At 70.6% G+C, this 20,774-nt stretch carries 25 protein-coding genes; 12 read left to right on the forward strand and 13 right to left on the reverse strand.

Going from position 1 to position 20,774, the window contains the following annotated elements; translation table 11 throughout:
* The first annotated feature begins 15 nt into the window (after positions 1–15).
* Entirely contained in the window at positions 16–1,131 is a 1,116-nt protein-coding gene (gene ald / locus ACO06I_RS17945) for an alanine dehydrogenase (protein WP_421933986.1), read from the forward strand.
* A 148-nt stretch (positions 1,132–1,279) separates the two neighbouring features.
* Here ald and ACO06I_RS17950 read toward each other — a convergent pair whose 3' ends face one another.
* Positions 1,280–1,987: a glycosyltransferase family protein gene (locus ACO06I_RS17950; protein ID WP_421933987.1), complete on the reverse strand. Its 708-nt coding sequence runs from the start codon at positions 1,985–1,987 to the stop codon at positions 1,280–1,282.
* Positions 1,988–2,023: 36 nt separating this feature from the next.
* A complete protein-coding gene (locus ACO06I_RS17955) occupies positions 2,024–2,896 on the reverse strand; it encodes a bifunctional regulator KidO (protein WP_421933988.1) in 873 nt (290 codons plus the stop codon).
* 97 nt (positions 2,897–2,993) lie between these two features.
* Between ACO06I_RS17955 and ACO06I_RS17960 the strand changes: the two genes are divergently transcribed.
* Positions 2,994–4,040, forward strand: a complete 1,047-nt coding sequence (locus ACO06I_RS17960) for an XdhC family protein (RefSeq protein ID WP_421933989.1) — start codon at positions 2,994–2,996, stop codon at positions 4,038–4,040.
* Positions 4,041–4,088: 48 nt separating this feature from the next.
* Here ACO06I_RS17960 and ACO06I_RS17965 read toward each other — a convergent pair whose 3' ends face one another.
* Positions 4,089–4,265 carry a hypothetical protein gene (locus ACO06I_RS17965; protein WP_421933990.1) on the reverse strand — a complete coding sequence of 59 codons (177 nt, stop codon included), beginning with the start codon at positions 4,263–4,265 and terminating at the stop codon, positions 4,089–4,091.
* Positions 4,265–4,921 carry a Crp/Fnr family transcriptional regulator gene (locus tag ACO06I_RS17970; protein ID WP_421933991.1) on the reverse strand — a complete coding sequence of 219 codons (657 nt, stop codon included), beginning with the start codon at positions 4,919–4,921 and terminating at the stop codon, positions 4,265–4,267. The genes ACO06I_RS17965 and ACO06I_RS17970 overlap by 1 nt, the downstream gene beginning before the upstream one ends.
* 305 nt (positions 4,922–5,226) lie before the next feature.
* Between ACO06I_RS17970 and ACO06I_RS17975 the strand changes: the two genes are divergently transcribed.
* Both ACO06I_RS17975 and ACO06I_RS17980 read left to right on the forward strand, forming a co-directional pair.
* A complete protein-coding gene (locus tag ACO06I_RS17975; RefSeq protein WP_421933992.1) occupies positions 5,227–5,937 on the forward strand; it encodes a Crp/Fnr family transcriptional regulator in 711 nt (236 codons plus the stop codon).
* 156 nt (positions 5,938–6,093) lie between these two features.
* Positions 6,094–7,731: a calcium-binding protein gene (locus tag ACO06I_RS17980; RefSeq protein WP_421933993.1), complete on the forward strand. Its 1,638-nt coding sequence runs from the start codon at positions 6,094–6,096 to the stop codon at positions 7,729–7,731.
* Between the two features lie 3 nt (positions 7,732–7,734).
* Here ACO06I_RS17980 and glp read toward each other — a convergent pair whose 3' ends face one another.
* From glp to moaA, 6 genes are read right to left on the reverse strand one after another with little or no spacing between them, the layout of a single operon-like run.
* Positions 7,735–8,928 (reverse strand): gephyrin-like molybdotransferase Glp, encoded by a 1,194-nt coding sequence (gene glp, locus ACO06I_RS17985; protein WP_421933994.1) that lies wholly within the window; start codon positions 8,926–8,928, stop codon positions 7,735–7,737.
* Complete coding sequence (gene moaC / locus ACO06I_RS17990) at positions 8,925–9,395, reverse strand: cyclic pyranopterin monophosphate synthase MoaC (protein WP_421933995.1); 471 nt, start codon at positions 9,393–9,395, stop codon at positions 8,925–8,927. Before moaC ends, glp begins: the two co-directional genes overlap by 4 nt.
* Positions 9,392–9,946 carry a molybdenum cofactor biosynthesis protein B gene (gene moaB, locus ACO06I_RS17995; protein WP_421933996.1) on the reverse strand — a complete coding sequence of 185 codons (555 nt, stop codon included), beginning with the start codon at positions 9,944–9,946 and terminating at the stop codon, positions 9,392–9,394. Before moaB ends, moaC begins: the two co-directional genes overlap by 4 nt.
* Complete coding sequence (locus tag ACO06I_RS18000; protein WP_421933997.1) at positions 9,943–10,392, reverse strand: molybdenum cofactor biosynthesis protein MoaE; 450 nt, start codon at positions 10,390–10,392, stop codon at positions 9,943–9,945. The genes moaB and ACO06I_RS18000 overlap by 4 nt, the downstream gene beginning before the upstream one ends.
* On the reverse strand, positions 10,389–10,634 hold the full coding sequence (locus ACO06I_RS18005; protein ID WP_421933998.1) for a MoaD/ThiS family protein: 246 nt from the start codon (positions 10,632–10,634) through the stop codon (positions 10,389–10,391). The genes ACO06I_RS18000 and ACO06I_RS18005 overlap by 4 nt, the downstream gene beginning before the upstream one ends.
* A gap of 1 nt (position 10,635) precedes the next feature.
* Positions 10,636–11,670 carry a GTP 3',8-cyclase MoaA gene (gene moaA / locus ACO06I_RS18010; RefSeq protein ID WP_421933999.1) on the reverse strand — a complete coding sequence of 345 codons (1,035 nt, stop codon included), beginning with the start codon at positions 11,668–11,670 and terminating at the stop codon, positions 10,636–10,638.
* Between the two features lie 32 nt (positions 11,671–11,702).
* Between moaA and ACO06I_RS18015 the strand changes: the two genes are divergently transcribed.
* Genes ACO06I_RS18015 through ACO06I_RS18025 form a run of 3 tightly spaced genes read left to right on the forward strand, consistent with a single transcriptional unit; the run spans position 11,703 to position 12,910 of the window.
* Complete coding sequence (locus ACO06I_RS18015) at positions 11,703–12,320, forward strand: nucleotidyltransferase family protein (RefSeq protein ID WP_421934000.1); 618 nt, start codon at positions 11,703–11,705, stop codon at positions 12,318–12,320.
* 25 nt (positions 12,321–12,345) lie between these two features.
* Positions 12,346–12,624, forward strand: a complete 279-nt coding sequence (locus tag ACO06I_RS18020; RefSeq protein WP_421934001.1) for a type II toxin-antitoxin system ParD family antitoxin — start codon at positions 12,346–12,348, stop codon at positions 12,622–12,624.
* Positions 12,617–12,910: a type II toxin-antitoxin system RelE/ParE family toxin gene (locus ACO06I_RS18025; protein ID WP_421934002.1), complete on the forward strand. Its 294-nt coding sequence runs from the start codon at positions 12,617–12,619 to the stop codon at positions 12,908–12,910. Before ACO06I_RS18020 ends, ACO06I_RS18025 begins: the two co-directional genes overlap by 8 nt.
* Here the strand turns inward: ACO06I_RS18025 and ACO06I_RS18030 are convergent.
* Positions 12,907–15,093, reverse strand: a complete 2,187-nt coding sequence (locus ACO06I_RS18030; RefSeq protein WP_421934003.1) for a molybdopterin cofactor-binding domain-containing protein — start codon at positions 15,091–15,093, stop codon at positions 12,907–12,909. The genes ACO06I_RS18025 and ACO06I_RS18030 overlap by 4 nt on opposite strands.
* A gap of 11 nt (positions 15,094–15,104) precedes the next feature.
* On the reverse strand, positions 15,105–15,593 hold the full coding sequence (locus ACO06I_RS18035; RefSeq protein ID WP_421934004.1) for a (2Fe-2S)-binding protein: 489 nt from the start codon (positions 15,591–15,593) through the stop codon (positions 15,105–15,107).
* A gap of 132 nt (positions 15,594–15,725) precedes the next feature.
* On the opposite strand from ACO06I_RS18035, the gene ACO06I_RS18040 reads away from it, so the two are divergent.
* The 5 genes from ACO06I_RS18040 (at position 15,726) to ACO06I_RS18060 (ending at position 19,051) form a co-directional block, all read left to right on the forward strand.
* Complete coding sequence (locus ACO06I_RS18040) at positions 15,726–16,079, forward strand: c-type cytochrome (RefSeq protein WP_421934005.1); 354 nt, start codon at positions 15,726–15,728, stop codon at positions 16,077–16,079.
* Positions 16,076–16,393, forward strand: coding sequence for a hypothetical protein (locus ACO06I_RS18045; RefSeq protein ID WP_421934006.1), 318 nt, complete (start codon positions 16,076–16,078; stop codon positions 16,391–16,393). The genes ACO06I_RS18040 and ACO06I_RS18045 overlap by 4 nt, the downstream gene beginning before the upstream one ends.
* Entirely contained in the window at positions 16,394–17,284 is an 891-nt protein-coding gene (locus tag ACO06I_RS18050; RefSeq protein ID WP_421934007.1) for an NAD(P)-dependent oxidoreductase, read from the forward strand. It begins immediately after the preceding gene.
* Positions 17,281–17,976 carry a molybdate ABC transporter permease subunit gene (gene modB, locus ACO06I_RS18055; RefSeq protein ID WP_421934008.1) on the forward strand — a complete coding sequence of 232 codons (696 nt, stop codon included), beginning with the start codon at positions 17,281–17,283 and terminating at the stop codon, positions 17,974–17,976. The genes ACO06I_RS18050 and modB overlap by 4 nt, the downstream gene beginning before the upstream one ends.
* Before the next feature lie 70 nt (positions 17,977–18,046).
* Entirely contained in the window at positions 18,047–19,051 is a 1,005-nt protein-coding gene (locus ACO06I_RS18060) for a phosphotransferase (RefSeq protein WP_421934009.1), read from the forward strand.
* A 35-nt stretch (positions 19,052–19,086) separates the two neighbouring features.
* Here the strand turns inward: ACO06I_RS18060 and ACO06I_RS18065 are convergent, their stop codons facing one another.
* Positions 19,087–20,760 carry an MFS transporter gene (locus ACO06I_RS18065; RefSeq protein WP_421934010.1) on the reverse strand — a complete coding sequence of 558 codons (1,674 nt, stop codon included), beginning with the start codon at positions 20,758–20,760 and terminating at the stop codon, positions 19,087–19,089.
* Positions 20,761–20,774: the final 14 nt, after the last annotated feature.

Below are 20,774 nucleotides of genomic sequence, written 5' to 3' on the forward strand. Positions count from 1 at the left end.
AAAAGGGAGATTGATATGCGCGTTGGCGTGCCTCGCGAGATCAAGGCGGACGAGTACCGCGTGGGTCTGACCCCCACCGCCGTCCGGGAATATGTCGTCCATGGCCACGAGGTGCTGGTGGAGGCCGGCGCGGGCCAGGGCGCCGGCTATGCCGACGAGGCCTATGTCCGGGCCGGGGCGACGATCGCGCCGGACGCCGACGCGGTGTTCGCCGGCAGCCAGTTGATCATCAAGGTCAAGGAGCCCCAGGCCGTGGAGTGGGCCAGGCTCACCCCCGAGCACATCCTCTTCACCTACCTGCACCTGGCGCCCGACCCGGCCCAGACCGAGGGGCTGCTGGCCTCCGGCGCGGCGGCCATCGCCTATGAGACGGTGACGGACGCGGCGGGCGGCCTGCCGCTGCTGGCGCCGATGTCGGAGGTGGCCGGGCGGATCGCGGTCTTCTCCGCCGGCGAGACCCTGCTGAAGCACAATGGCGGCATGGGCCTGCTGCTCTCGGGCGTGCCCGGCGTGCCGCCGGCGCGGATCTGCGTCCTGGGGGGCGGGGTCGTGGGCATGAACGCCGCGCGCATGGCCGCGGGGCTCGGCGCCGAGGTGGTGGTGGTGGAGCGCTCCATCCCCCGCATGCGGGTGCTGGACGACATGTTCCTCGGCCGCATCCTCACCCGCTACTCCACCCTGGACGCGGTGGAGGAGGAGGTGCTGAAGGCCGATGTGGTGATCGGGGCGGTGCTGACCGCCGGGGCCGCGGCCCCGACCCTGGTGCGCCGCGAGCACCTGTCGCGGATGAAGCCGGGCTCGGTGCTGGTGGACGTCTCCATCGACCAGGGCGGCTGTTTCGAGACCTCCAAGCCGACGACCCACGTCCATCCCACCTATGTGGTGGACGGGGTGGTGCACTATTGCGTGGCCAATATGCCGGGCGCCGCGCCGCGCACCTCCTCGGAGGCCCTGGGCCACGCGACCCTGCCCTTCGGCCTGGCCCTGGCCGACAAGGGGCTCGAGGCCCTGGCGGCCAACCGGCACCTGGCCAAGGGGCTGAACGTGCTCAAGGGCCAGATCACCCACCCGGCGGTGGCCCAGGCGCTGGGCAAGGCCTTCAGCGATCCGTACGAGGCGTGGGCGGCGTAGGGCCGCGTCACTCATCAATGGGTGTCATCCTGGAAAGCGCGTTTGCGCTTGTCCGGGTCCCAGATGCGCGGGGCTTTCGGGAGGGATCGGTGTCTATGGGTCCCGGTCTTCCGCTACGCGGAAACCGGGATGACACCTTGGAGTTAGCTCACGCCGCCCAGCGGGCCAGGTCCTGGCGGCCGCCCACGAGGCTCAGCACGTCCTCCATCCCGAAGGCCGGGTCGTCGGCGTGCAGGGCGGCGTAGACCCCGTTGGCGAAGGCCATGTCGGCCGGGGTCTTCACTCGCCAGTCGAGGTGGGACCAGTCGCGGCGGGCCAGGCAGTGGGCCTGGGGGTAGCGCTCGGGCCGGGTGCGGATCTGGGCGAGCGGCGAGGTTCCGGCCGCCGTCGCCTCGTCGGCCTCATGGGCGGTCTGGGCCAGGGCCTGGGCGGTGACCACCTCCACCTCCAGCCCCAGGGGGAAGGTGCGCTTCACGCGGTTGGAGACATAGGCGGCGCCCGAGGCCAGGGCCAGGCGCACGGTCTCGTCGATGAGGCCGGGGTCGACGAAGGGGCAGTCGCCCTTGATGCGGACCACGTGGCTGACCGGGCCGGCGGCCTCCACGCAGCGCATGAAGCGGCGGCTGAGGTTCTCCGAGGCGCCGCGGAACACGGTCTGGCCGCGGGACACCAGGAAGCTGGCCATGGGATCGTCGACGGCCTCGTCGCTGGTGGCGACGATCACCTTGGACAGGCAGCGGGCCTGACGGATGCGCTCCACCTGCCGCAGGATCATGGGTTCGCCGCGCAGGGGCGCCATGGCCTTGCCGGGCAGTCGGGGCGAGGTCATCCGGGCTTGCAGGATGGCGAGGATCATGGCGCGGGCTCCTTTTGAGCCAGGCCGTGGGGGGCGCTAGGCGGCCCTCCAGGCGCGGGGGTCGAGGGCGACCGGGTCGTCGATCGCCATGTCGTCCCAGTCGAGGTCCGGCGGCGGGCTGGAGGCCGCGGCGATCACCGCGTTCAGCTCGGCCGCGGTGGTGACGCCCACCAGGACGGCGGCGGCTTCGGGGCGGGACAGGGCGAAGCCGAGGGCGGCCTGCAGCGGATCGGACCGGCCCTCGGCGATCAGCCGGCGGGCCCGGGAAATCCGGCTGGCGGCTTCCTTCAGGTGGTTGGGGGCCCGGTCGGCGGGCAGGAACAGCAGGCCCGAAAGGAAGATCGAGCGCAGGTGCACCTCGATGCCGATGCCGGTGAGGGCCGCCAGGGTCCCGTCGATCAGCAGCCGCTGGTCGAGCAGGGAGGCCGGGGCCTGGATGATGTCGGGCCGGAAGCGGCGGGCCACGCCCAGCGGGTCGTCGGAGGCGAAGACCGAGACGCCGATCTTCCTGGTCAGCCCCTGGTCCTTCAGGGCCTTCAGCCGGTCCCACAGCGCCAGGCCGTGGGGGCCGAACAGGTCGGCGGCCGAGGGCACCAGGATGGCGTCGGCGCTCTCCACGCCAAGACGGCGCAGGGTGGCGCGGGCCTCGGCCTCCACGAAGTCGGGGCCGCGGTCGGCGCGGACGGTGGAGATGGAGATCCGGAAGGGGTTGGGCCGGGGCATGATGGTCCCCAGGGCGTCCTCCACCTGGGGCGAGCGGCCGGCCACGTCGAAGACCGCCAGCTGGGTCCGGGCGGCGATGTCCAGGATGTCGCGCACCTCGGCCTGAGGCGGGCGCCCGCGCACGGTCGCCTGGTCGAGGGCGAACTGGCCGGAGCCGAGACCGAGCTTGGAAAGCGGAGAAGTCATGAACAACGCTGGTTGCGGACCTGATGAGCCCCCATTTAGGGGGCAAGGCCTAAAGAACCGGTGTCTGGAACCTTTCTGGGGGGTTAAACTGAGCGGGATGAGAGAACCCCTGCCCGAGTGGCCGCTGTTCGGCATGGCCGAGGACGTCCGCCCCGCCCTGGCCCTTGCGGCGCAACGGAATCTGCCCCTCGCCCTGGCCACCCTGGTGGCCGTCGAGGGCGGCGGTCCGCGCCCGGTGGGAACCCAGATGGTGTTCGCCGAGGCGATCGTCGCGGGATATTTTTCCGGCGGCTGCGTGGAGAGCGATGTCGCCGATCACGCCGCGGCCTGCCTGGAGGACGGGACGCCGCGCCGCCTGGTCTACGGCGAGGGCAGCCCCTGGCCCGACATCCAGCTGCTGTGCGGCGCGCGGATCGAGATCTTCCTGGAGCGGGTGCCGGCCGGCGACCCGGCCCTGGCCAAGCTGCTGGCCGCCCAGGCCGAGCGCCGCCCGGCGGTCTGGATCAGCGACGGGACCCGCCGCCTCTGCGTGGACCCCGACACCCAGGCCGCCTGGGACGGCGCCATCGCCCGCCATTACGACCCGACCCCGCGCCTGGTGGTGTTTGGCTCCGACCCCACGGCGCTGGCCATCAGCCAGCTCGGCGCCCAGAGCGGCTTCGAGACCACGCTGGTCCGCCCCAAGGGGCCGGAGGCTGGCCCGCCCATCGCCGGGATCGCCTATCTGCGCTCCGAGCCGGAGGCGGCTCTGGCCGCCATCGGGACCGACGCATGGACCGCCATCGCCATCGCCACCCACAGCCTGGAGATCGACCGCACGGCTCTGGCCGCCGCCCTGCCCTCGGCCGCCGGCTATGTGGGTCTGCTGGGCGCCCGCAAGCGCCTGCCCGAGCGGCTGGCGCCCCTGCGGGCCGCGGGGGTTCCGGAGAGCGTCCTGGCCCGGGTCCACGCCCCCATCGGCCTGGACATCGGCGGCAAGGCCCCCTGGGAGGTGGCGGTGTCGGTGGTCGGCGAGATCATGGCCCTGCGCCATGCCCGGGCTCCGGAGACGCCGCGCGAACCGGTCTCCAAGCGCGACCGGGAGGGCGCCTGGAGCGCGTCCCGGCCCAAGGAGATCAAGCCCGCCGATCAGGAGCAGTTCTAGGGGCGGCCTGGCCGGGGGGGCGCCTGCGGGCGCCCGTTTCGTTGAGGCTCAGTCGCGACGGCTGGCGGACTCGGCGGCGAGCATGGCGTCCAGGAAGATGCTCTGGGTCGCCAGCAGCCGCCATTCCAGGGCCAGTTGGTGATAGTCCCCGGCGGACATGCCGTCCGCCGCCGACTTCAGGTCGAGGGCCTTGGCCCGGAGGTTCATTTCGTCTGGGGTGAGCATCAGGGGACTCCTGGATCGTCGTCGGACTCGTCGGGGGCCAGCAAGCGGGCCTGCAGCTCGCGGACCGCGCCGTAGCATTCGCAGGACCGCCGCTCGAGGCCGGGGCGATCGAGCACCTCCAGCTGGCCGCGGCTGTAGCGGATCAGGCCCTCGGCCTTCAGGCGGCTGGCGGCCGCGCCCACCGTGGTGCGCTGCACCCCCAGCATGATCGCCAGATAGTCCTGGGTCAGCGGCAGGACCCGGGCGTTCAGCCGGTCCTGGCTCTGCAGGATCCACCGCGCCAGGCGCGGCTCGGTCTCATGCAGGGCGTTGCAGGCCACCGACTGTTCTTCCTGGGCCAGGGTCACCTGGGCGAAGCGCAGCAACAGGTCCACCAGGGCCGGGCTCTGCCGCGCGCGCCCGCGCAGGGCGGCGGCGGGGATGGAGATTCCCGATCCCGCCAGCTGCACGAAGGTGCGGTTGGAGGACACCCCGCCGCTGAGGGCTGGCAACAGGCCGACCGCGCTCTCCGAGCCCACCGTGGCGCATTCGACGCAGGTTCCGTCGTCCATGACCTTGACCACCGACAGACCGGCGCTGCTGGGGAAGTGCGCCTCCGTCACCGGACCGCCCGACTGGTACAGTACTTCTCCCGGCCCCCAAGTCGCCTCGGCCATGTCTGGGATCAGGGCCGCCAAGTCGGCCTTGGGAAGCGCGGAAAGAACTCGATTGATGAATATCACGGGGCCTCGGCAATTCTCTTGCGCCCAGCAATAACTCCATTTCTTTCTTGACTGGTCGAAAAACCGAGTTGATGTTCAACAATTACATAAGACCGGTAATTCTATTCATAGTATGAAATAGTATTTGCTTATAATGTCAGTTTCTGACTTAGTGTGGGTGGGGCCGCTCGCGGCCTCGCCTCATAGGGAATTCCACGCCTCACTGAGGTCCGCGGTCCTCGCGGCTCATGGATATCCTGATGCAGACCGGAAACCGCCTCCTGCTCTCCCTGGAACCCTCCGACTACGACGTGCTTTCGAAGTCGATGCGGCCGATGACCTTCAAGGCGGGAACCGTGCTCTACGAGCCCGAGGCCCCCATCGACTGGGTCTACTTCCCGGAGGAGGGGCTGATCTCCCTGCTGTCGGTGATGCTGTCGGGGGTGGCGGTGGAGACCGCGGTGGTGGGCCGGGAGGGGGGCGTCGGCTTCCTGGAGGCGGTGGGCGCCGGGGTGATCTTCTCCCGCGCCCTGGTGCAGGTGGACCTGCTGGCCCTGCGGGTTCCGGCCGAGGCCTATATCGCCGCCTATGATGGCAGCGCCTCCCTGCGGCGGAAGGTCGGCAGCCATGTGGAGCTGAGCCTCGCCGAGGCGCGCCAGACCCTGGCCTGCCAGACTCACCATTCCCACGAGCAGCGCCTGGCCTGGTGGCTGCTGGAATGCCAGGACCGCACCGGCGGTGGGCCGACCCTGCCCCTGAAGCAGGACTTCCTCGCCTCGATGCTGGGGGTGCAGCGTTCGACGGTCTCCCAGGTGGCCAGCGTGCTGAAGGCCGACGGCCTGATCGACTATACCCGGGGCGTGATCCAGATCCTGGATCGGCCGCGCCTCGAGAAGCGCGCCTGCGAGTGCTACGCCACCACCCAGCACTTCCGGGGAATGATCGAGACCCACGGTGGTGGCGCGACCTGAGCCGGGACGCGGTGGAATCCCTGACTCCTTAACGAGAATTCCCGCCCGGACGTCGGCCTTAAGGTTACCCCGCCACCTCCAGGTTGCGCGCGATTGCCGCCCCGGACGTCGCCCCTAGGTTGCGCCCACGGCATCAGGCCAGGGGCGGAGCGGACCATGTTTCTCAACGGTGGATCGGGCAAGGACAAGCTCACGGGCGGCGCGGGCGCCGACACCCTCTATGGCCTGGGCGGCGACGACTCGCTCTCGGGCCTCGGCGGCGAGGACGTCCTGGCCGGCAACGACGGCAACGACACCCTCTCGGGCGGCGCCAACGACGACTACCTGATGGGCGGCCTGGGCAATGACCGCATCGACGGCGGCACGGGCAATGACTGGGCCGGCTACGAGGACGCGACCTCGGCCGTGAAGGTCGACCTGGCCCTGACCACCGCCCAGAACACCCTGGGCGCCGGGACCGACCAGCTCAACTCCATCGAATATGTCTACGGCTCGTCCTACGGCGACACGCTCAGCGGGACCTCGGGCTTCAACTACATCTTCGGCGGCGAGGGCAATGACAGCCTGATGGGCCGCGGTGGCGACGACTTCCTGGCCGGCGGCGCGGGCGACGATACCGTCGACGGCGGCGCGAACGATGACACGGTCAGCTTTGATGACGGCGTCGCGGGCGGCGTCGTGGTCAACCTGATCACCCAGACCGCCGACGGCCACGGCCACGACAACCTGGTCTCCATCGAGAGCGTCTACGGCAGCACCTACGGGGACACCATCACGGGCAGCGCCGGAGATAACTACCTTGCGGGCAATGGCGGCGGAGATGTGATCTCAGGCGAAGGTGGAAACGACGTAATCGATACGGGCGCTGGCGGGGCGACCATCCGAGGCGGTGACGGCGACGATTTCCTGGTTAGCAGCCTCCAAAGCAACTCGCTGGATGGGGGGGCAGGCAGCGATACCGTCACCTATGAGAACTTTCAGACCGGCGTTCGCGTCGTTCTCGGAGAGGGAGAAGCTCAAGCCTTCAACATGGCCGGGTCGGACCACCTCAACTCGGTCGAGAACGTCATTGGCACCGCTTCTGACGATCACATCATTGGCGACGCCGGAGATAATTTCATCAGCGGCGGAGACGGGCGTGACGGACTGTTTGGCGGCTCCGGAGGTCGAGATGTGCTCGATTGCGGCGCGGGCGACGATTATATTTACGCAGGTGGCTCGTCGGACCTGACGGCGATCGGCGGGGCCGGAAACGACAGCATCTACTTCTTTGATAGCAGCTTCGTCAGTTCCGGCGTGACGGTTGACCTGGCAGCGACGGGTTCGCAGCAGATCGACGCCACCCACGCCCTCACCATCTCGGGTTTCGAGAATTTCACCGGCACCGCCGGCGCCGACACCGTCTACGCAAATGACGACGCCAACAGGTTCTATACGTTTGGGGGTGTGGACACCTTCGTGTTCAGAACTTTGGCCAGCATCGGGAATGGCTCCACCTCCGACATGATCTCGAGAATGATCATGGATCCGGATCCCAATCCCGGCGCGCCTTGGGGAGCGATCATTGATGTCTCAGCGATCGACGCCGATGCGACCCAGGCCGGAAACCAAGCCTTCCACCTTCTTGCCCAAGGCGCCGCCTTCACCGGCCATGCCGGCGAAATCACGCGGAACTGGTCGTCACAGCAGGGTGGTTATGCCGTGGAGTTAGACGTCGATGGCGACGCCGTCGCCGACGCCCGTCTGATGGTGTATGGCGGCGTTTCCGTCGCCGACGCCAACTTCATCCTTTAGCCGCTACCCCGCCCGGTCCAGCCGCAGCACCTCGACGAGGTCGCCGGCGGCTGAGGCCGGGGCGCTCGGGGGGCGGACCAGCAGGGCGTCGGCGGCGGCGAAGACGGTGATCAGGGAGGAGTCCTGGTCGCGGTAGGGGTGGACGGTGATACCGCCCGCCTCATAGGTGAGCTTGGCCCGCATCCAGTGTTCGCGGGGGCCGTTGGCGGCGAGCGGCTCGGCCAGGCGGGCGCTGGCCATGCGGGGCTGGTGCGGCGCGCCGCCATAGGCGGCGATCAGGGGTTTCAGGAACAGCTCGGCGCAGACGAAGGCCGAGGCCGGGTTGCCGGGCAGGCCCAGCAGCCGGCGGCCATCGGCCAGGACCCCGAAGAAGGTGGGCTTGCCCGGCCGCACCGCGACGCTCTCCACACGGTACTGAATCCCCAGCGCCTCGGCGGCGGTGCGCACCAGGTCGTGGTCGCCCACCGAGGCGCCGCCCACCGTGACGATGAGGTCGGCCTCGGCCTCGCGCATGGCCTCGACCACGGCGTCCAGCTGGTCGCGGACGCCGCTGAGCCTGCTGGCCTGCGCGCCCCAGGCCTCGCACATCACCTGCAGGGCCGGCGAGCCGGAATCGTAGATCTGGAAGGGTCCCGGCGTCGCCGGCGCCTCGACGATCTCCTCGCCGGTGGAGAGGATGGCGATGCGGAGTTTGCGGCGGACGCCGAGCTCGGCGCGGCCGGCCGAGGCGGCCAGGGACAGCCGCCAGGGATCAATGCGGGTTCCGGCGGTCAGCAGGACGTCGCCGGCCTGGAAGTCCTTGCCGGCGTCGCGGATATTGTCGCCGGGCGCGGCCTTGGGGACGCTCACCTGCTCGCCCTCGCGGGTCGCGTTCTCCTGGATCACCACGCTGTCGGCGCCGCCGGGCAGGGCCGCGCCGGTGAAGATGCGGATCGCCTGGCCGGCGGCCAGCACGCCCTCATAGCCGTGGCCCGCGGCGCTCTCCCCGACGATGGCCAGGGAGCCCGGGGTGTCGGCGGCGCGCACCGCCCAGCCGTCCATGGCCGAGTTGGTGAAGGGGGGCTGGGCGCGGACGGCGCTCACGTCGTGGGCCAGCACCCGGCCCACGGCGGCGGACAGGGGAATGGTCTCGGCGGCCAGGGGCTGAGCCTCGGCCACCATGGCGGCGCGGGCGGCCTCCACCGAGAGCAGCTTCACGGGCGCGTCCAGTCGCCGGACTTGCCGCCGGACTTCTTCATCAGGCGCACCACCTCGATGGTCATGGCCTTATCGGCGGCCTTGAGCATGTCGTAGACGGTCAGGCAGGCCACCGAGACGGCGGTGAGCGCCTCCATCTCCACTCCGGTCTGGCCGGTGGTGCGCACGCGCGCGGTGACGGCCAAGCCGCCCTCGCCCGGCTCGACCCGGACCTCGACCTTGGAGAGCGCCAGGGGGTGGCAGAGGGGGATCAGGTCGGCGGTCTTCTTGGCGGCCATGATGCCGGCGATCTCGGCGGTCCCCCGCACGTCGCCCTTCTTGGCGTCGCCGGAGAGGGCGAGCGCCAGGGTCGCCGGGCTCATGCGCACGAAGCCCTCGGCCAGCGCCTCCCGCGTGGTGACGGCCTTGTCGGAGACGTCGACCATATTGGCGCGGCCGGTCTCGTCGATGTGGGTGAGGCCGGTCATTTCTCCAGCAGGCGCGGCATGAGTTCGACCATGTTGCAGGGGCCGTGGCGGCTGTCGAGCTGGGGGGCGATCACCTTGTCCCAGCCGTCGCGCACTGCGCCGTTGGAGCCCGGCAGGCAGAAGACGAAGACCCCGCCCACCAGGCCGGCGGTGGCGCGGCTCTGCAGGGTGGACAGCCCCACCGACTGGTAGCTGACCATGTGGAAGACCACCGAGAAGCCGTCGAGCTTCTTGTCGAACAGCGGCTCGACGGCCTCGGGGGTGACGTCGCGGCCGGTGATGCCGGTGCCGCCGGTGGTGATGATGGCGTCGACGGTCCCCGAGGCCACCCAGGCCTTCACCTGCATGCGGATCTGGTCGACGTCGTCCTTGACGATGGTCTTGTCGGCCAGTTGGTGGCCGGCGCCGGTGATCCGCTCGGCCAGGACGTGGCCGGAGGTGTCGCTCTCCTCGTCGCGGGTGTCGGAGATGGTCAGGACGGCGATGCGGACCGGGACGAGGGTCAGCTTCTCGTCGATGCGTCCGCCGGGGCTGAGGGTCGGGGCGTTCATGGGGTCTCCCAGCGGGTGATGTCGGCGTGGTCCTGCGGCCGGGGCTCGATCCAGCGCGCCTGTCCGTCGGGGCCGGTCTCCTTCTTCCAGAAGGGGGCCCGGCTCTTCAAGTAGTCCATCAGGAAATCGCAGGCCTCGAAGGCCTCGCGGCGGTGGCTCGACGCGGTGGCCACGAAGACGATGGCCTCGCCGGGCGCGATCCTGCCGATGCGGTGGACGATCTGGAAATCGTCGAGGGAAAAGCGCTGGCGCGCGCCCTCGGCGATGCGGCCGATCTCGGCCTCCGTGAAGCCCGGATAGGCCTCCAGCTCGAGGATGCGGGTGGAGCCCTGCTCGGCGCGGGCCAGGCCCGTGAAGGTCGCCACGGCCCCGGTCTCGGTGCGGTCGCGACAGAAGGCGCTCAGCAGGGCGCCGGGATCGAAGGGCTGGTCGGTGAGGGTGATCATCCGCCGCTCATGGCCGGCAGGAAGGCGACCTCCGAGCCGGCGGTCAGGGCGGCGTCGCCGCGCACCAGGACCTGGTCCAGGGCCACCTGGACGCCGGGGGCGGCCAGGGCCTCGGCGAGGCCCTCGTCCTCGGCGCAGAGCTGGGCGCGCAGGGCGAAGAGCGAGGCGGGCGGGGGATCAAGGCTGCGCTCGCGCCAGCCGGCGATGTCGCTCAGGCGCCCGAACAGCAGGACCTTGGCCACCCTAGCCCCCCGTCGTGGACATGTGGCGGGCGACGGCCGGGGCGCCGGACCGCACGATCTGGAAGTCGTGGCCCTGGGGCTTGGCGTCGATGGCCAGGCGGATCGCCTCCTCCAGGCCCCTGGCGTCGGCGCCGGCGCGGATCACGGCGCGCAGGTCGCTGGCGTCCTCGCGGCCCAGGCAGGTGTGCAGGGTGCCGGTGCAGGTCAGGCGCACCCGGTTGCAGGCCTCGCAGAAATTGTGGCTGAGGGGCGTGATGAAGCCCAGGCGGCCGCCGGTCTCCTTGACCCGCACATAGTGCGCGGGCCCGCCGGTGACGTGGTCGCTGTCCTCCAGGGTCCAGAAGCTTTCCAGCTCGCGGCGGACGTCCTTGAGGGACAGGAACTGGTCGGTGCGGTCGAACTCGATCTCGCCGAGCGGCATGGCCTCGATCAGGGTGGCGTCGCAGCCCCGGGCGTGGGCCCAGGCGATCAGGTCGGGCAGCTCGGCGGCGTTGTCGTCCTTCAGGGCCACGGCGTTGATCTTCACCGCGATCCCGGCGGCCAGGGCCGCGTCGATGCCGCCGATCACCTTGGCCAGATCGCCGCCGCGGGTCAGGGTGCGGAACAGGTCCGGCTTCAGGGTGTCCATCGAGACATTGATCCGCCGCACGCCGAACCTCGCCAGGTCGGGGGCGAACTCGGCCAGGCGGGTGCCGTTGGTGGTCAGGGTCAGCTCTTCCAGCGCCCCGGTCTTCAGGTGCCGCGACAGGTTCTCGATCAGGCCCATGACCCCCTTGCGCACCAGGGGCTCGCCGCCGGTGATCCGCAGCTTGCGCACCCCAAGGTCGACGAAGGCCGTGGCCAGCCGGTCGAGCTCCTCCAGGGTGAGCACCTGGGCCTTGGGCAGGAAGGTCATGTGCTCGGACATGCAGTAGACGCAGCGCAGGTCGCAGCGGTCGGTCACCGAGACCCGCAGATAGGTCACGGTGCGGCCAAAGCCGTCGATCAGGGCCGGTCTCGAAGTCGCTTGCGGCGAGGCGTCGTCATAGGGCGTCATGCTGCGCCTAACATAGAGGGGAAGAACCGGTCGTGACAGGGGTGGGCGGATTTGAAGCGATCGTCCTGGCGGCGGGGTCGGGGACGCGGTTCGGCGGCGGCAAGCTGCTGGCGGCCTATGGCGGTGGTGTGTTGCTGGAGGGCGCCCTGCGCGCGGCCTTCGCCGCCCCGGTGCGCACCGTCACGGTGGTGACCGGCGCCGATCCCAGCCGGGTGGCGGCCGTGGCCACCGCCCACGCCAAGGCGGCGGGACAGGGCGCGCGCCTGCGCATCGTCCATGCGGTCGACCACGCCGAGGGCATGGGCGCCTCCCTGCGGCGCGGCGCCGCCGCCCTGCCGGCCGACGCCGAGGGGGTGTTCATCTTCCTGGGGGACATGCCGCGGATTCCGGTGGCCGTGCTGGCGCCCCTCGCCCAGGCGGTCGAGGACGGCGCCCCGGCCGCCGCGGCGACCTTCGGCGGCAAGCGGGGCCACCCGGCGGTGATCGGCGCGGCCCTCATCCCCCAGCTGCTGACGCTCACCGGCGACGCCGGGGCGCGGGCGGTCCTGCAGGGCCTGGGCGACCGTCTGGCCCTGGTGGAGGCCCCCGACGACGGGGTGCTGTTCGATGTGGATCAGCCGGCCGACCTCGACCTTGGTGCGAAGAAGTAGTATTTCTTCGCCAAGGAGACTTGCCATGTCCAAGGTCGAAAAGCTGTCCATCGCCCTCACAGGTGAACTGGCGGAACAGGTGCGGGTCGCCGTCCGGACGGGTGACTACGCGTCCTCCAGCGAAGTCATTCGCGAGGCGCTGAGGGACTGGACCGACAAACGGGAACGCCGCGCAGCCAAGCTCTTCGAACTGAGGCGCCTCGTGCAGGAAGGCCTCGATAGTGGAGAGCCGGTCGAGCGCGAACCGCTGGACGTCTTCCTGGCCCGCAATCGGAAAGCGCTGGCCGAACGCCAGAATGGCTAGGCTGCGCCGAACGCCTGTTGCGCTCCATGACCTCAGCAACGTCTGGCTGACCATCGCGCTCGACAACCCCAACGCCGCCGACCGCGTGGTCTCACGCATCTATGATGCCGAAGAGCGGCTGGCCGACTTTCCGGAGCTGGGCCGCGTACGACCTGAACTCCTGCCCGACCTGCGCAGTTGGGCGGTCGGCGACTACGTCATCCTCTATCGGATCGAACCGGACGCCGTGGTGATCGTGAGGATCCTCCACGGCGCCCGTGATCTTGGCGACCTGCTGGGCGACTAGGCCTTCACGAAGGGCAGGCTCGTCGTCGCCTGGCCGTTGAGGGCCAGCAGGGCGTTGGCGACCGCGGGCGCGATCACCGGAGTGCCCGGCTCGCCGGTGCCCGAGGGGGCGTTTCCGGAGGGGACGATATAGGTCTCCACCGTGGGCGCCTCGGAATTGCGCAGCACCCGGTAGGTGTCGAAGTTGCTCTGTTCCACCACCCCGTCCTTCAGGGTCACCTTGCCGAACAGGGCCGCCGACAGGCCGTAGCAGATGCCGCCCTCCATCTGGGCGGCGATCTGGTCGGGGGAGATGGGGGTGCCGCACTCCACGGCGGTGACCACGCGGCCGACCTTGGGCTGGCCGTCCACCAGCTGCACCTCGGCCACCTGGGCCACCAGGGTGCCGAAGCTCTCATGCACGGCGACGCCCCGCGACCAGCCGGCGGGCGCGGGCTGGTCCCAGCCGGCCTTCTCGGCGGCCAGGTTCAGCACGGCCAGGTGGCGGGTCGCCCCGGCCTTCTCATAGAGGGTCCGGCGATAGGCCACCGGGTCCTTGCCGGCCTTGCGGGCCAGTTGGTCGATGGTGTGCTCCATGACGAAGGCGGTGTGGGTCGCCCCCACCGAACGCCACCACAGGACCGGCACCCCGAGATCGGGCAGCAGGGCCTGGGCGTCCACCACCGGGGTGGCCTTCAGATAGGGCGAGCCCTTGGCGCCCTCGACGGTGGTCTCGTCGAGACCCTTGGCGGGCATCGGCGAGCCCTTCATCAGGGTCTGGGTGACGATCCGGTGGCGCCAGGCCAGCGGATAGCCCTCCTTGTCGAGCGTGATCCTCAGGGCGTGGTGGGTGAGGGGGCGGAAATAGCCCGCCGCCATGTCGTCCTCGCGGGTCCAGACCAGCTTCACCGGCCGCATCTTGCCGACCTTCTTGGCGACCTCGACGCACTCGGCGGCGTAGTCCGACTGGAAGTTGGCGCGACGGCCGAAGGAGCCACCGGCGAACAGGGTCTCGATCTCTACCGCGCCCGGCAGCATGCCGACGATCTTGGCGGTGTTGAGCTGGTCCACCGTCGGGATCTGCGATCCGAAGGTCAGCTTGGCCTTGCCGACGCCCACCTGGGCCACGCAGTTCATCGGCTCCATGGCCGCGTGGGCCAGGAAGGGGAAGTCATAGGTGGTCTCGAAGATGGTCCCCTCGACCTTCTTGGCGGCGTCGCCCTTGGTCTCGAAGGCCTGCCAGGGGGTCTTCTCGGGCAAGGTTCCCTTGCCCGCCGCCCACTGCCGGTAGTTGGCGGCCAGCTTGTCGGAGCTGACCTTCTCGGCCCCGCTCTCGTCCCAGGTCACCTTCAGGGCCTCGCGGCCCTTGCGGGCGGCCCAGGTGTTGTCGGCCACCACCGCCACGCCGGTGGGGATCTGGTAGACCTCCACCACGCCGGGGACCTTCCTGGCCTCGGCGGCGTCGAAGCTGGCCACCTTGGCGCCGAAGCGCGGGGCGTGGGCCACCATCGCCACCAGCATGTCCGGCATCTGGACATCCTGGGTGAAGCGGGCGGCCCCGGTGCTCTTGGCCAGGCTATCCTTGCGCCGCACCCGGTCGGTGCCGATCAGGGTGAAGGTCTTGGGATCCTTCAGGGTCGGGGCCTTGGGGGGCGTGACCTTGCCGGCCTCGGGCAGCAGCTGCGCGAAGGTGGCCGACTTGCCGGACTTGGCGTGGCTGACGACGCTGTCCTTGACGGTGATCTCGCCGACCGGCGCGTTCCATTTGTTGGCGGCCGCCTCGACGAACATCGCCTTGGCGCCGGCGCCGGCCTGGCGCAGCTGGGTCCACGAGTTGGAGATCGCCGAGGAGCCGCCGGTCCCCTGCACGCCCATGCCGGTGTTGGCGTAGACCTTGGCGATGGCCGGGGCCTGCTCGACCGTGACCTTGGTCCAGTCGGCGTCCAGCTCCTCGGCGACGATGGCCGCCAGGCCCGCATGGTTGCCCTGGCCGAATTCGATGTGCTTGGAGATCACCGTCACCGCGCCGTCGGCGCCGATCTTGATGAAGGGCCCGAAGGCGCCGAAGTCCTCCTTGGCGCCGACGCTGAGCAGGTCGCCCGGCGAGCAGCCCACCAGCAGGGCGCCGCCCACCAGGGTGGCGCCGACCACGAGGTCGCGACGGGTGGCGCCGAGGGTTTCGCGGGGGGAGAGGATCTTGTTCATGCGGCGCGCTCCTAGACCTTGGCCGGGGCGGCGGGGGTGACGACGGCGGCGGGGGCCATGCCGGCGGCTTCCTTGATGGCCGCGCGGATCCGCTGATAGGTGCCGCAGCGGCAGATGTTGCCGTCCATGGCCGCGTCGATGTCGGCGTCGGTGGGGTGGGGCTTGGCGGCCAGCAGGGCCGCGGCGCTCATGATCTGGCCCGACTGGCAGTAGCCGCACTGCGGGACGTCGTTCTTCACCCAGGCCTGCTGCAGCGGGTGGGTCCCACCCAGGCTCTCGATGGTGGTGATCTTCACCCCGGCCAGGCCCTCGATGGGAATCGAGCAGGCCCGGATCGGCTGACCGTCGGCCAGCACGGTGCAGGCGCCGCACTGGGCGATCCCGCAGCCGTACTTGGTGCCGGTCAGGTGCAGTTCGTCGCGCAGCACCCACAGCAGGGGGGTGTCGGGCGCGGCCTTCACCGCCAGGGGCTTGCCGTTCACATCGAGTGTCATGGCCATGGGCAGATCCCTCTCCGGGTGAGATTCAACAATCATCTTAACGTCGTTTAGTCCTCGCGGTAAATGTGCGCCGTCGTGGCCGGGCCGCGCGCGACGCGCTAGTGAAGGGGACGAGGTTCCCTGAGGGATTTGATGAGACGCCTGTTTCCCCTGCTGCTGGCCCTGGCGGGTCTGTCGGCCTCGCCGGCCCTGGCCGCCGACGGCGCCAAGACCTTCATGCTCCAGTGCAAGACCTGCCACGCCGCCAAGAGCGGCCCCATGGGTCCCAGCCTGAGCGGGGTCGCCGGCCGCAAGATCGCCAGCCTGCCCGACTACAAGTACTCCGCGGGCCTGACCGCCAAGGGCGCTCAGACCTGGACTGACGCCAATCTCGACGCCTATCTGGCGGCGCCCGCCAAGTTCGCGCCGGGCACGAAGATGATGACCGGCCTGGCCGTCCCCGCCGACCGCGCCGCGGTGGTCGGCTATCTGAAGGGGCTCAAATGAGACTCGCGCCCTGGATCGCGCTGGCCGCGGGCCTGGCGCTGGCCGGATGCGCCACCGTCGCGCCCGAGGACGCCAGCGACGCGCCCATGACCTATAGCTGCGGCGCCGGGAAGCGGTTCGTCGCCGCCTACGCCCTGGACGGCCGCATCGTGCGGGTGACCGCCGGCGGCAAGACCACCACCCTGCGCCAGGTGAAGAAGAAGCACGGCGATCCGATTTTCTCGGCCGGCGGCGTGACCCTGACGACCAGGGGGGCGAGCGCCGACCTGGACGGGGCGCCGGCCGGTCCCTACCGGAACTGCAGAACCGGCTAGGTGGACGCCTTCCCCGCCTATTTCCCCCTGGCCGGCGTCAAGGTGGTGATCGCCGGTTCCGGCGAGGCCGCGGAGGCCAAGCTGCGGCTGCTGGCCTCCTCGCCGGCGGTGCTGGTGCGGGTGGAGGGGCCCGACGCCTTCCTGCCCGGCAGCTATTCCGGCGCCCGGCTGGTGTTCATCGACGGCGAGGACGAGGCCTTCGCCAAGGCCGCCGCCGCCGCCGCCCGGGTGGCCCGCGCCCTGGTCAATGTCACCGACCGTCCCGAGCTCTGCGACTTCACCACGCCCGCGGTGATCGACCGGGGCGAGGTGGTGGCCGCCATCGGCACCGGCGGCGCCTCCCCCATGCTGGCCACTATGCTGCGCAACGACATCGAGCAGCGGGTGCCCGAGGGGACCGGCCGGGTGGCCGCCCTGTTCCGCAAGTTCCAGGACGACGTCCGGGCCAAGTTCCCGGAACTGCACGCGCGGCGCGCCTTCCTGCGCGAGACCCTGTCGGGGGCGGTGGCCCAGGCGGCCCAGGCCGGCGACATGGAGCAGGCCCAGACCCTGTTCCGCGCCGCCATCGCCAAGGGCCCCAAGGCCGCCGGCAAGGTGCAGTTCGTGGCCGGGCGCGGACCCGCCGACCTGCTGACCCTGAGGGCCAGCCGGGCCCTGGCCGCCGCCGACGTCCTGGCCGCCGACGAGGGCGCCGACCCCGACATCCTGTCGATGGCCCGCCGCGACGCCGATCGCCTGGCCCCCGCCGCCGCCACGCCCCAGGCCCTCATCGATCTGGCCCGCGATGGCCGCCGGGTGGTGCGGCTGGTGGTCCAGGCCCCGCCGGCGGCGGAGGCGCAGGCCCTGGCCGCCGCGGGAATCCCCGTCGAGATCCTGGCCTCGGCCTCGTGAGCGCCCTGACCCCGGAGGACTGGGCCGCCGTGGCCCTGTCGCTGAAGGTGGCCCTGGCCGCCACCGTCTTCGGCCTGCCCCTGGCCCTGCTGACCGCCATGGCCCAGGCCCGGGGCCGTTATCCTGTCCGCGTGCTGCTGGACGGCCTGGTGACCCTGCCCCTGGTGCTGCCGCCGGTGGCCACCGGCTATGTCCTGCTGCTGCTGTTTGGCCGGCGCGGGGCCATCGGCGCCCTGCTGGAGAAGGTGGGGATCGTCTTCGCCTTCGACTGGACCGGGGCGGCCCTGGCGGCCGGGGTGATGGCCTTTCCCCTGATGGTGCGGCCCATGCGCCTGGCCATCGAGGCCCTCGACCGGGAGGTGGACGAGGTGGCCCGCACCCTGGGCGCGCGGCCCCTGGTGCGCTTCTTCCGGATCACCCTGCCCCTGGCCCTGCCCGGGGTCGCGGCCGGGGCCATCCTCGGCTTCGCCAAGGCGCTGGGGGAGTTTGGGGCCACCATCACCTTCGTGGCCGCCATCCCCGGCGAGACCCTGACCCTGCCCGCCGCCATCTATGGCGCCACCCAGTCCCCCGGCGACGAGGCCCGCGCCGGGGCGCTCTGTCTGGTGGCCGCGGCGATCGCGGTGGGGGCGGTGCTGATCTCCGACGCCGTGGGGCGGATGGCGACGCGGGCGTCCCGCGGGGCGTCCTAGTTATTTATCCGGGTTATATTGACTCTGAATTATATCCGGGTGAAAAGGCCGCTCACCCGGAGCCGAGCCCATGTCCATTCCGCAAGCCAAGCGCCCCGCGGTCGACCGCGCCCTGACGGCCGCCTTCGGCACGACGGAGCTGGACGGGATCGTCGCCCTGGGCGGCGGCCTCTCGGGCGCCCTGATCTACCGGATCCGGGTCGGCGGCATCGCCTATCTGCTGCGGATCGAGGGGGGCCGCGACGCCTTCCGTGATCCGGACCGCTGGTACGCCTGCATGCGCATCGCCGCCGAGGCGGTGATCGCGCCGAGGGTCCGCTACGCCGACCCCGCCGACGGGGTGGCGATCATGGAGTTCATCGTCGAGCGCTCGCTGAGCCAGGACTTCCCGGGGACGCGGTCAGACCTGATCACCGAGGCGGCCCAGACCCTGCGCGCCCTGCACCAGACCCCGGCCTTTCCGCCCCTGGTGGACTATATGGAGGGCATGGAGTCGGTGATCGGCGATCACCGGGCCACCGGTCTGCTGGAGCCTGGGGCGACCGCGCCCCTGTTGGCCCGGTGGTCGCAGCTGAGGGGCGCCTATCGCACCGACCCGGCCGACCTGGTCTCCAGTCACAACGACCTCAATCCGCGGAACCTCCTCTATGACGGCCGCCGCCTGTGGTTCGTCGACTGGGAGTCGTCCTTCCTGGCCGATCGCTATGTGGACCTGGCGACCCTGGCCAATTTCATGACCTCTGGCCCGGCCGAGGCCGACCTGCTGCTGGGCGTCTATCTCGGCCAGGCGCCGGACGCGCGGCAGCGGGCGCGGCTGGAGGTCATGCGGCAGGTGAACCACCTGTTCTACGGCCTGATCATGCTCAACGCGGTGGCGGCCCAGCGTCCGGGCGTCGCGGCGCCGGCCGGGCTGGCGGCCCCGGACCTGGCGGAGATCCACCAGGGCCTGGGCGCCGGGACCTATGTCCTGGAGGGCTGGGAGGGCCAGGTCACCTACGGCAAGGCGCGGTTGAACGCCGCGTTGGCGGGCATGAGGACCGAGGCCTTCGAGCAGGCGCTGAAGGTGCTGGAATAGGGCTCCCCCTCCCCGCAAGGGGAGGGGGATTTCGCCTAGTCGTGCAGGGACCGCTTGTGGGTCTCGGGCAGGAACAGCAGGCAGGTGACCACCGAGATCGCCGTGAAGGCGAAGGGGTACCAGAGGCCGGAATAGATGTTGCCCACCGCCGCCACGATGGCGAAGGCGGTGAAGGGGACGAAGCCCCCGACCCAGCCGGTGCCGATATGGTAGGGCAGGGACATGGCGGTGTAGCGGATCCGGGTGGGGAACAGCTCCACCAAGGTGGCGGCGATGGGTCCGAACAGGGCCGTGGCGGCGATCACGAAGACCATCAGCACGCCGAAGACGCCGGGCAGGTTCATCCGCGCCGGGTCGGCCTTTTCCGGATAGCCGGCGGCCTTCAGACCGCCCTTGATGCGGCCCTCGATCTCGGTCTTGGCGGCCTTGGCGGCGTCCTTGGGCAGGCCGGCGATGGAGCCCGATTCGATCACCGTCTCGCCGACCTTCACCTGGGCCTTGGCGCCGGGGGCGCCCTTCTGGTTGTTGTAGGAGACCCCGGCGTTGGCCAGGGTGCTCTTGGCGATGTCGCAGGAGGAGGTGAAGGCCGCCTTGCCGACGGGATCGAACTGGAGGGAGCACTCGGCGGGGTCGGCCACCACCACGATGGGGGTGCGGGCCTCGGCCTCGGCCAGGGCGGGGTTGGCGGTCTTGGCCAGCATGTGGAAGCCGGGGAAGTAGGCGATCAGCATCAGGGTCATGCCGAACAGCATCACCGGCTTGCGCCCCACCTTGTCCGACAGCCAGCCGAAGACGACGTAGAAGATGGCGCTGACGGCGGTGGCGGCCATCATCAGCAGGTTGATGGTCTCGGGGGGGACCTTGAGGAACTTGTCCAGGAAGGTCTGGGTGTAGAAGAAGGCCGTGTACCAGACCGCGCCCTGGGCGAACATGATGGCCACCAGGGCCAGGATGACGATCTTCAGGTTCTTCCAGGTGCCGAAGGCCTCGGTGAAGGGCGCCTTGGCCACCTCGCCCTCCTCCTTCATCTTGGCGAAGGCCGGGCTCTCCGAGAGCTTCAGGCGCATGAAGATCGAGACCGCCAGCAGGCCCGCCGAGAACAGGAACGGGATGCGCCAGCCCCAGGCGTCGAAGGCCTCCGGCCCGGCGACGCGGCCCACCACCAGGCGGGTGGCCAGGATCACCAGCAGGGCGGCGAACAGGCCGAAGGCGGCCGAGGTCTGCACCCAGCTCGTCGAGCGGCCCCGGGCGCCGGGGGGCGCGTGCTCGGCCACATAGATGGCGGCCCCGCCATATTCGCCGCCGAGCGCGAAGCCCTGCAGGATCCGCATCAGCACCAGCAGGGCGGGCGACAGCAGGCCGGCCTGGGCGTAGGAGGGCAGCAGGCCGATGGCCACCGTGGCCCCGCCCATCAGCACCACGGTGAACAGGAAGGCGCCCTTGCGCCCCACCCGGTCGCCGATGCGGCCGAAGACCAGGGCGCCCAGGGGGCGGAAGGCGAAGCCGGCGCCGAACAGGGCCAGCGCGGCGATATAGCCGGCGGTGTCGGGGAGACCGGAGAAGAAGGTCTTGGAGATGACCTGGGTCAGGCTGCCGAAGACGAAGAAGTCATACCATTCGAACGTGGTCCCGGCCGCCGAGGCGGCCACCACAGTGCGCAGCGAAGCCTCCTTCGGCTCCTTCACCTGTCCAACAACGGCGTCCGCCATACGTCTCTCCCCCG

The organism is Phenylobacterium sp. (assembly GCF_965229015.1).
In the GTDB taxonomy this organism is placed as follows: Bacteria; Pseudomonadota; Alphaproteobacteria; order Caulobacterales; family Caulobacteraceae; genus Phenylobacterium.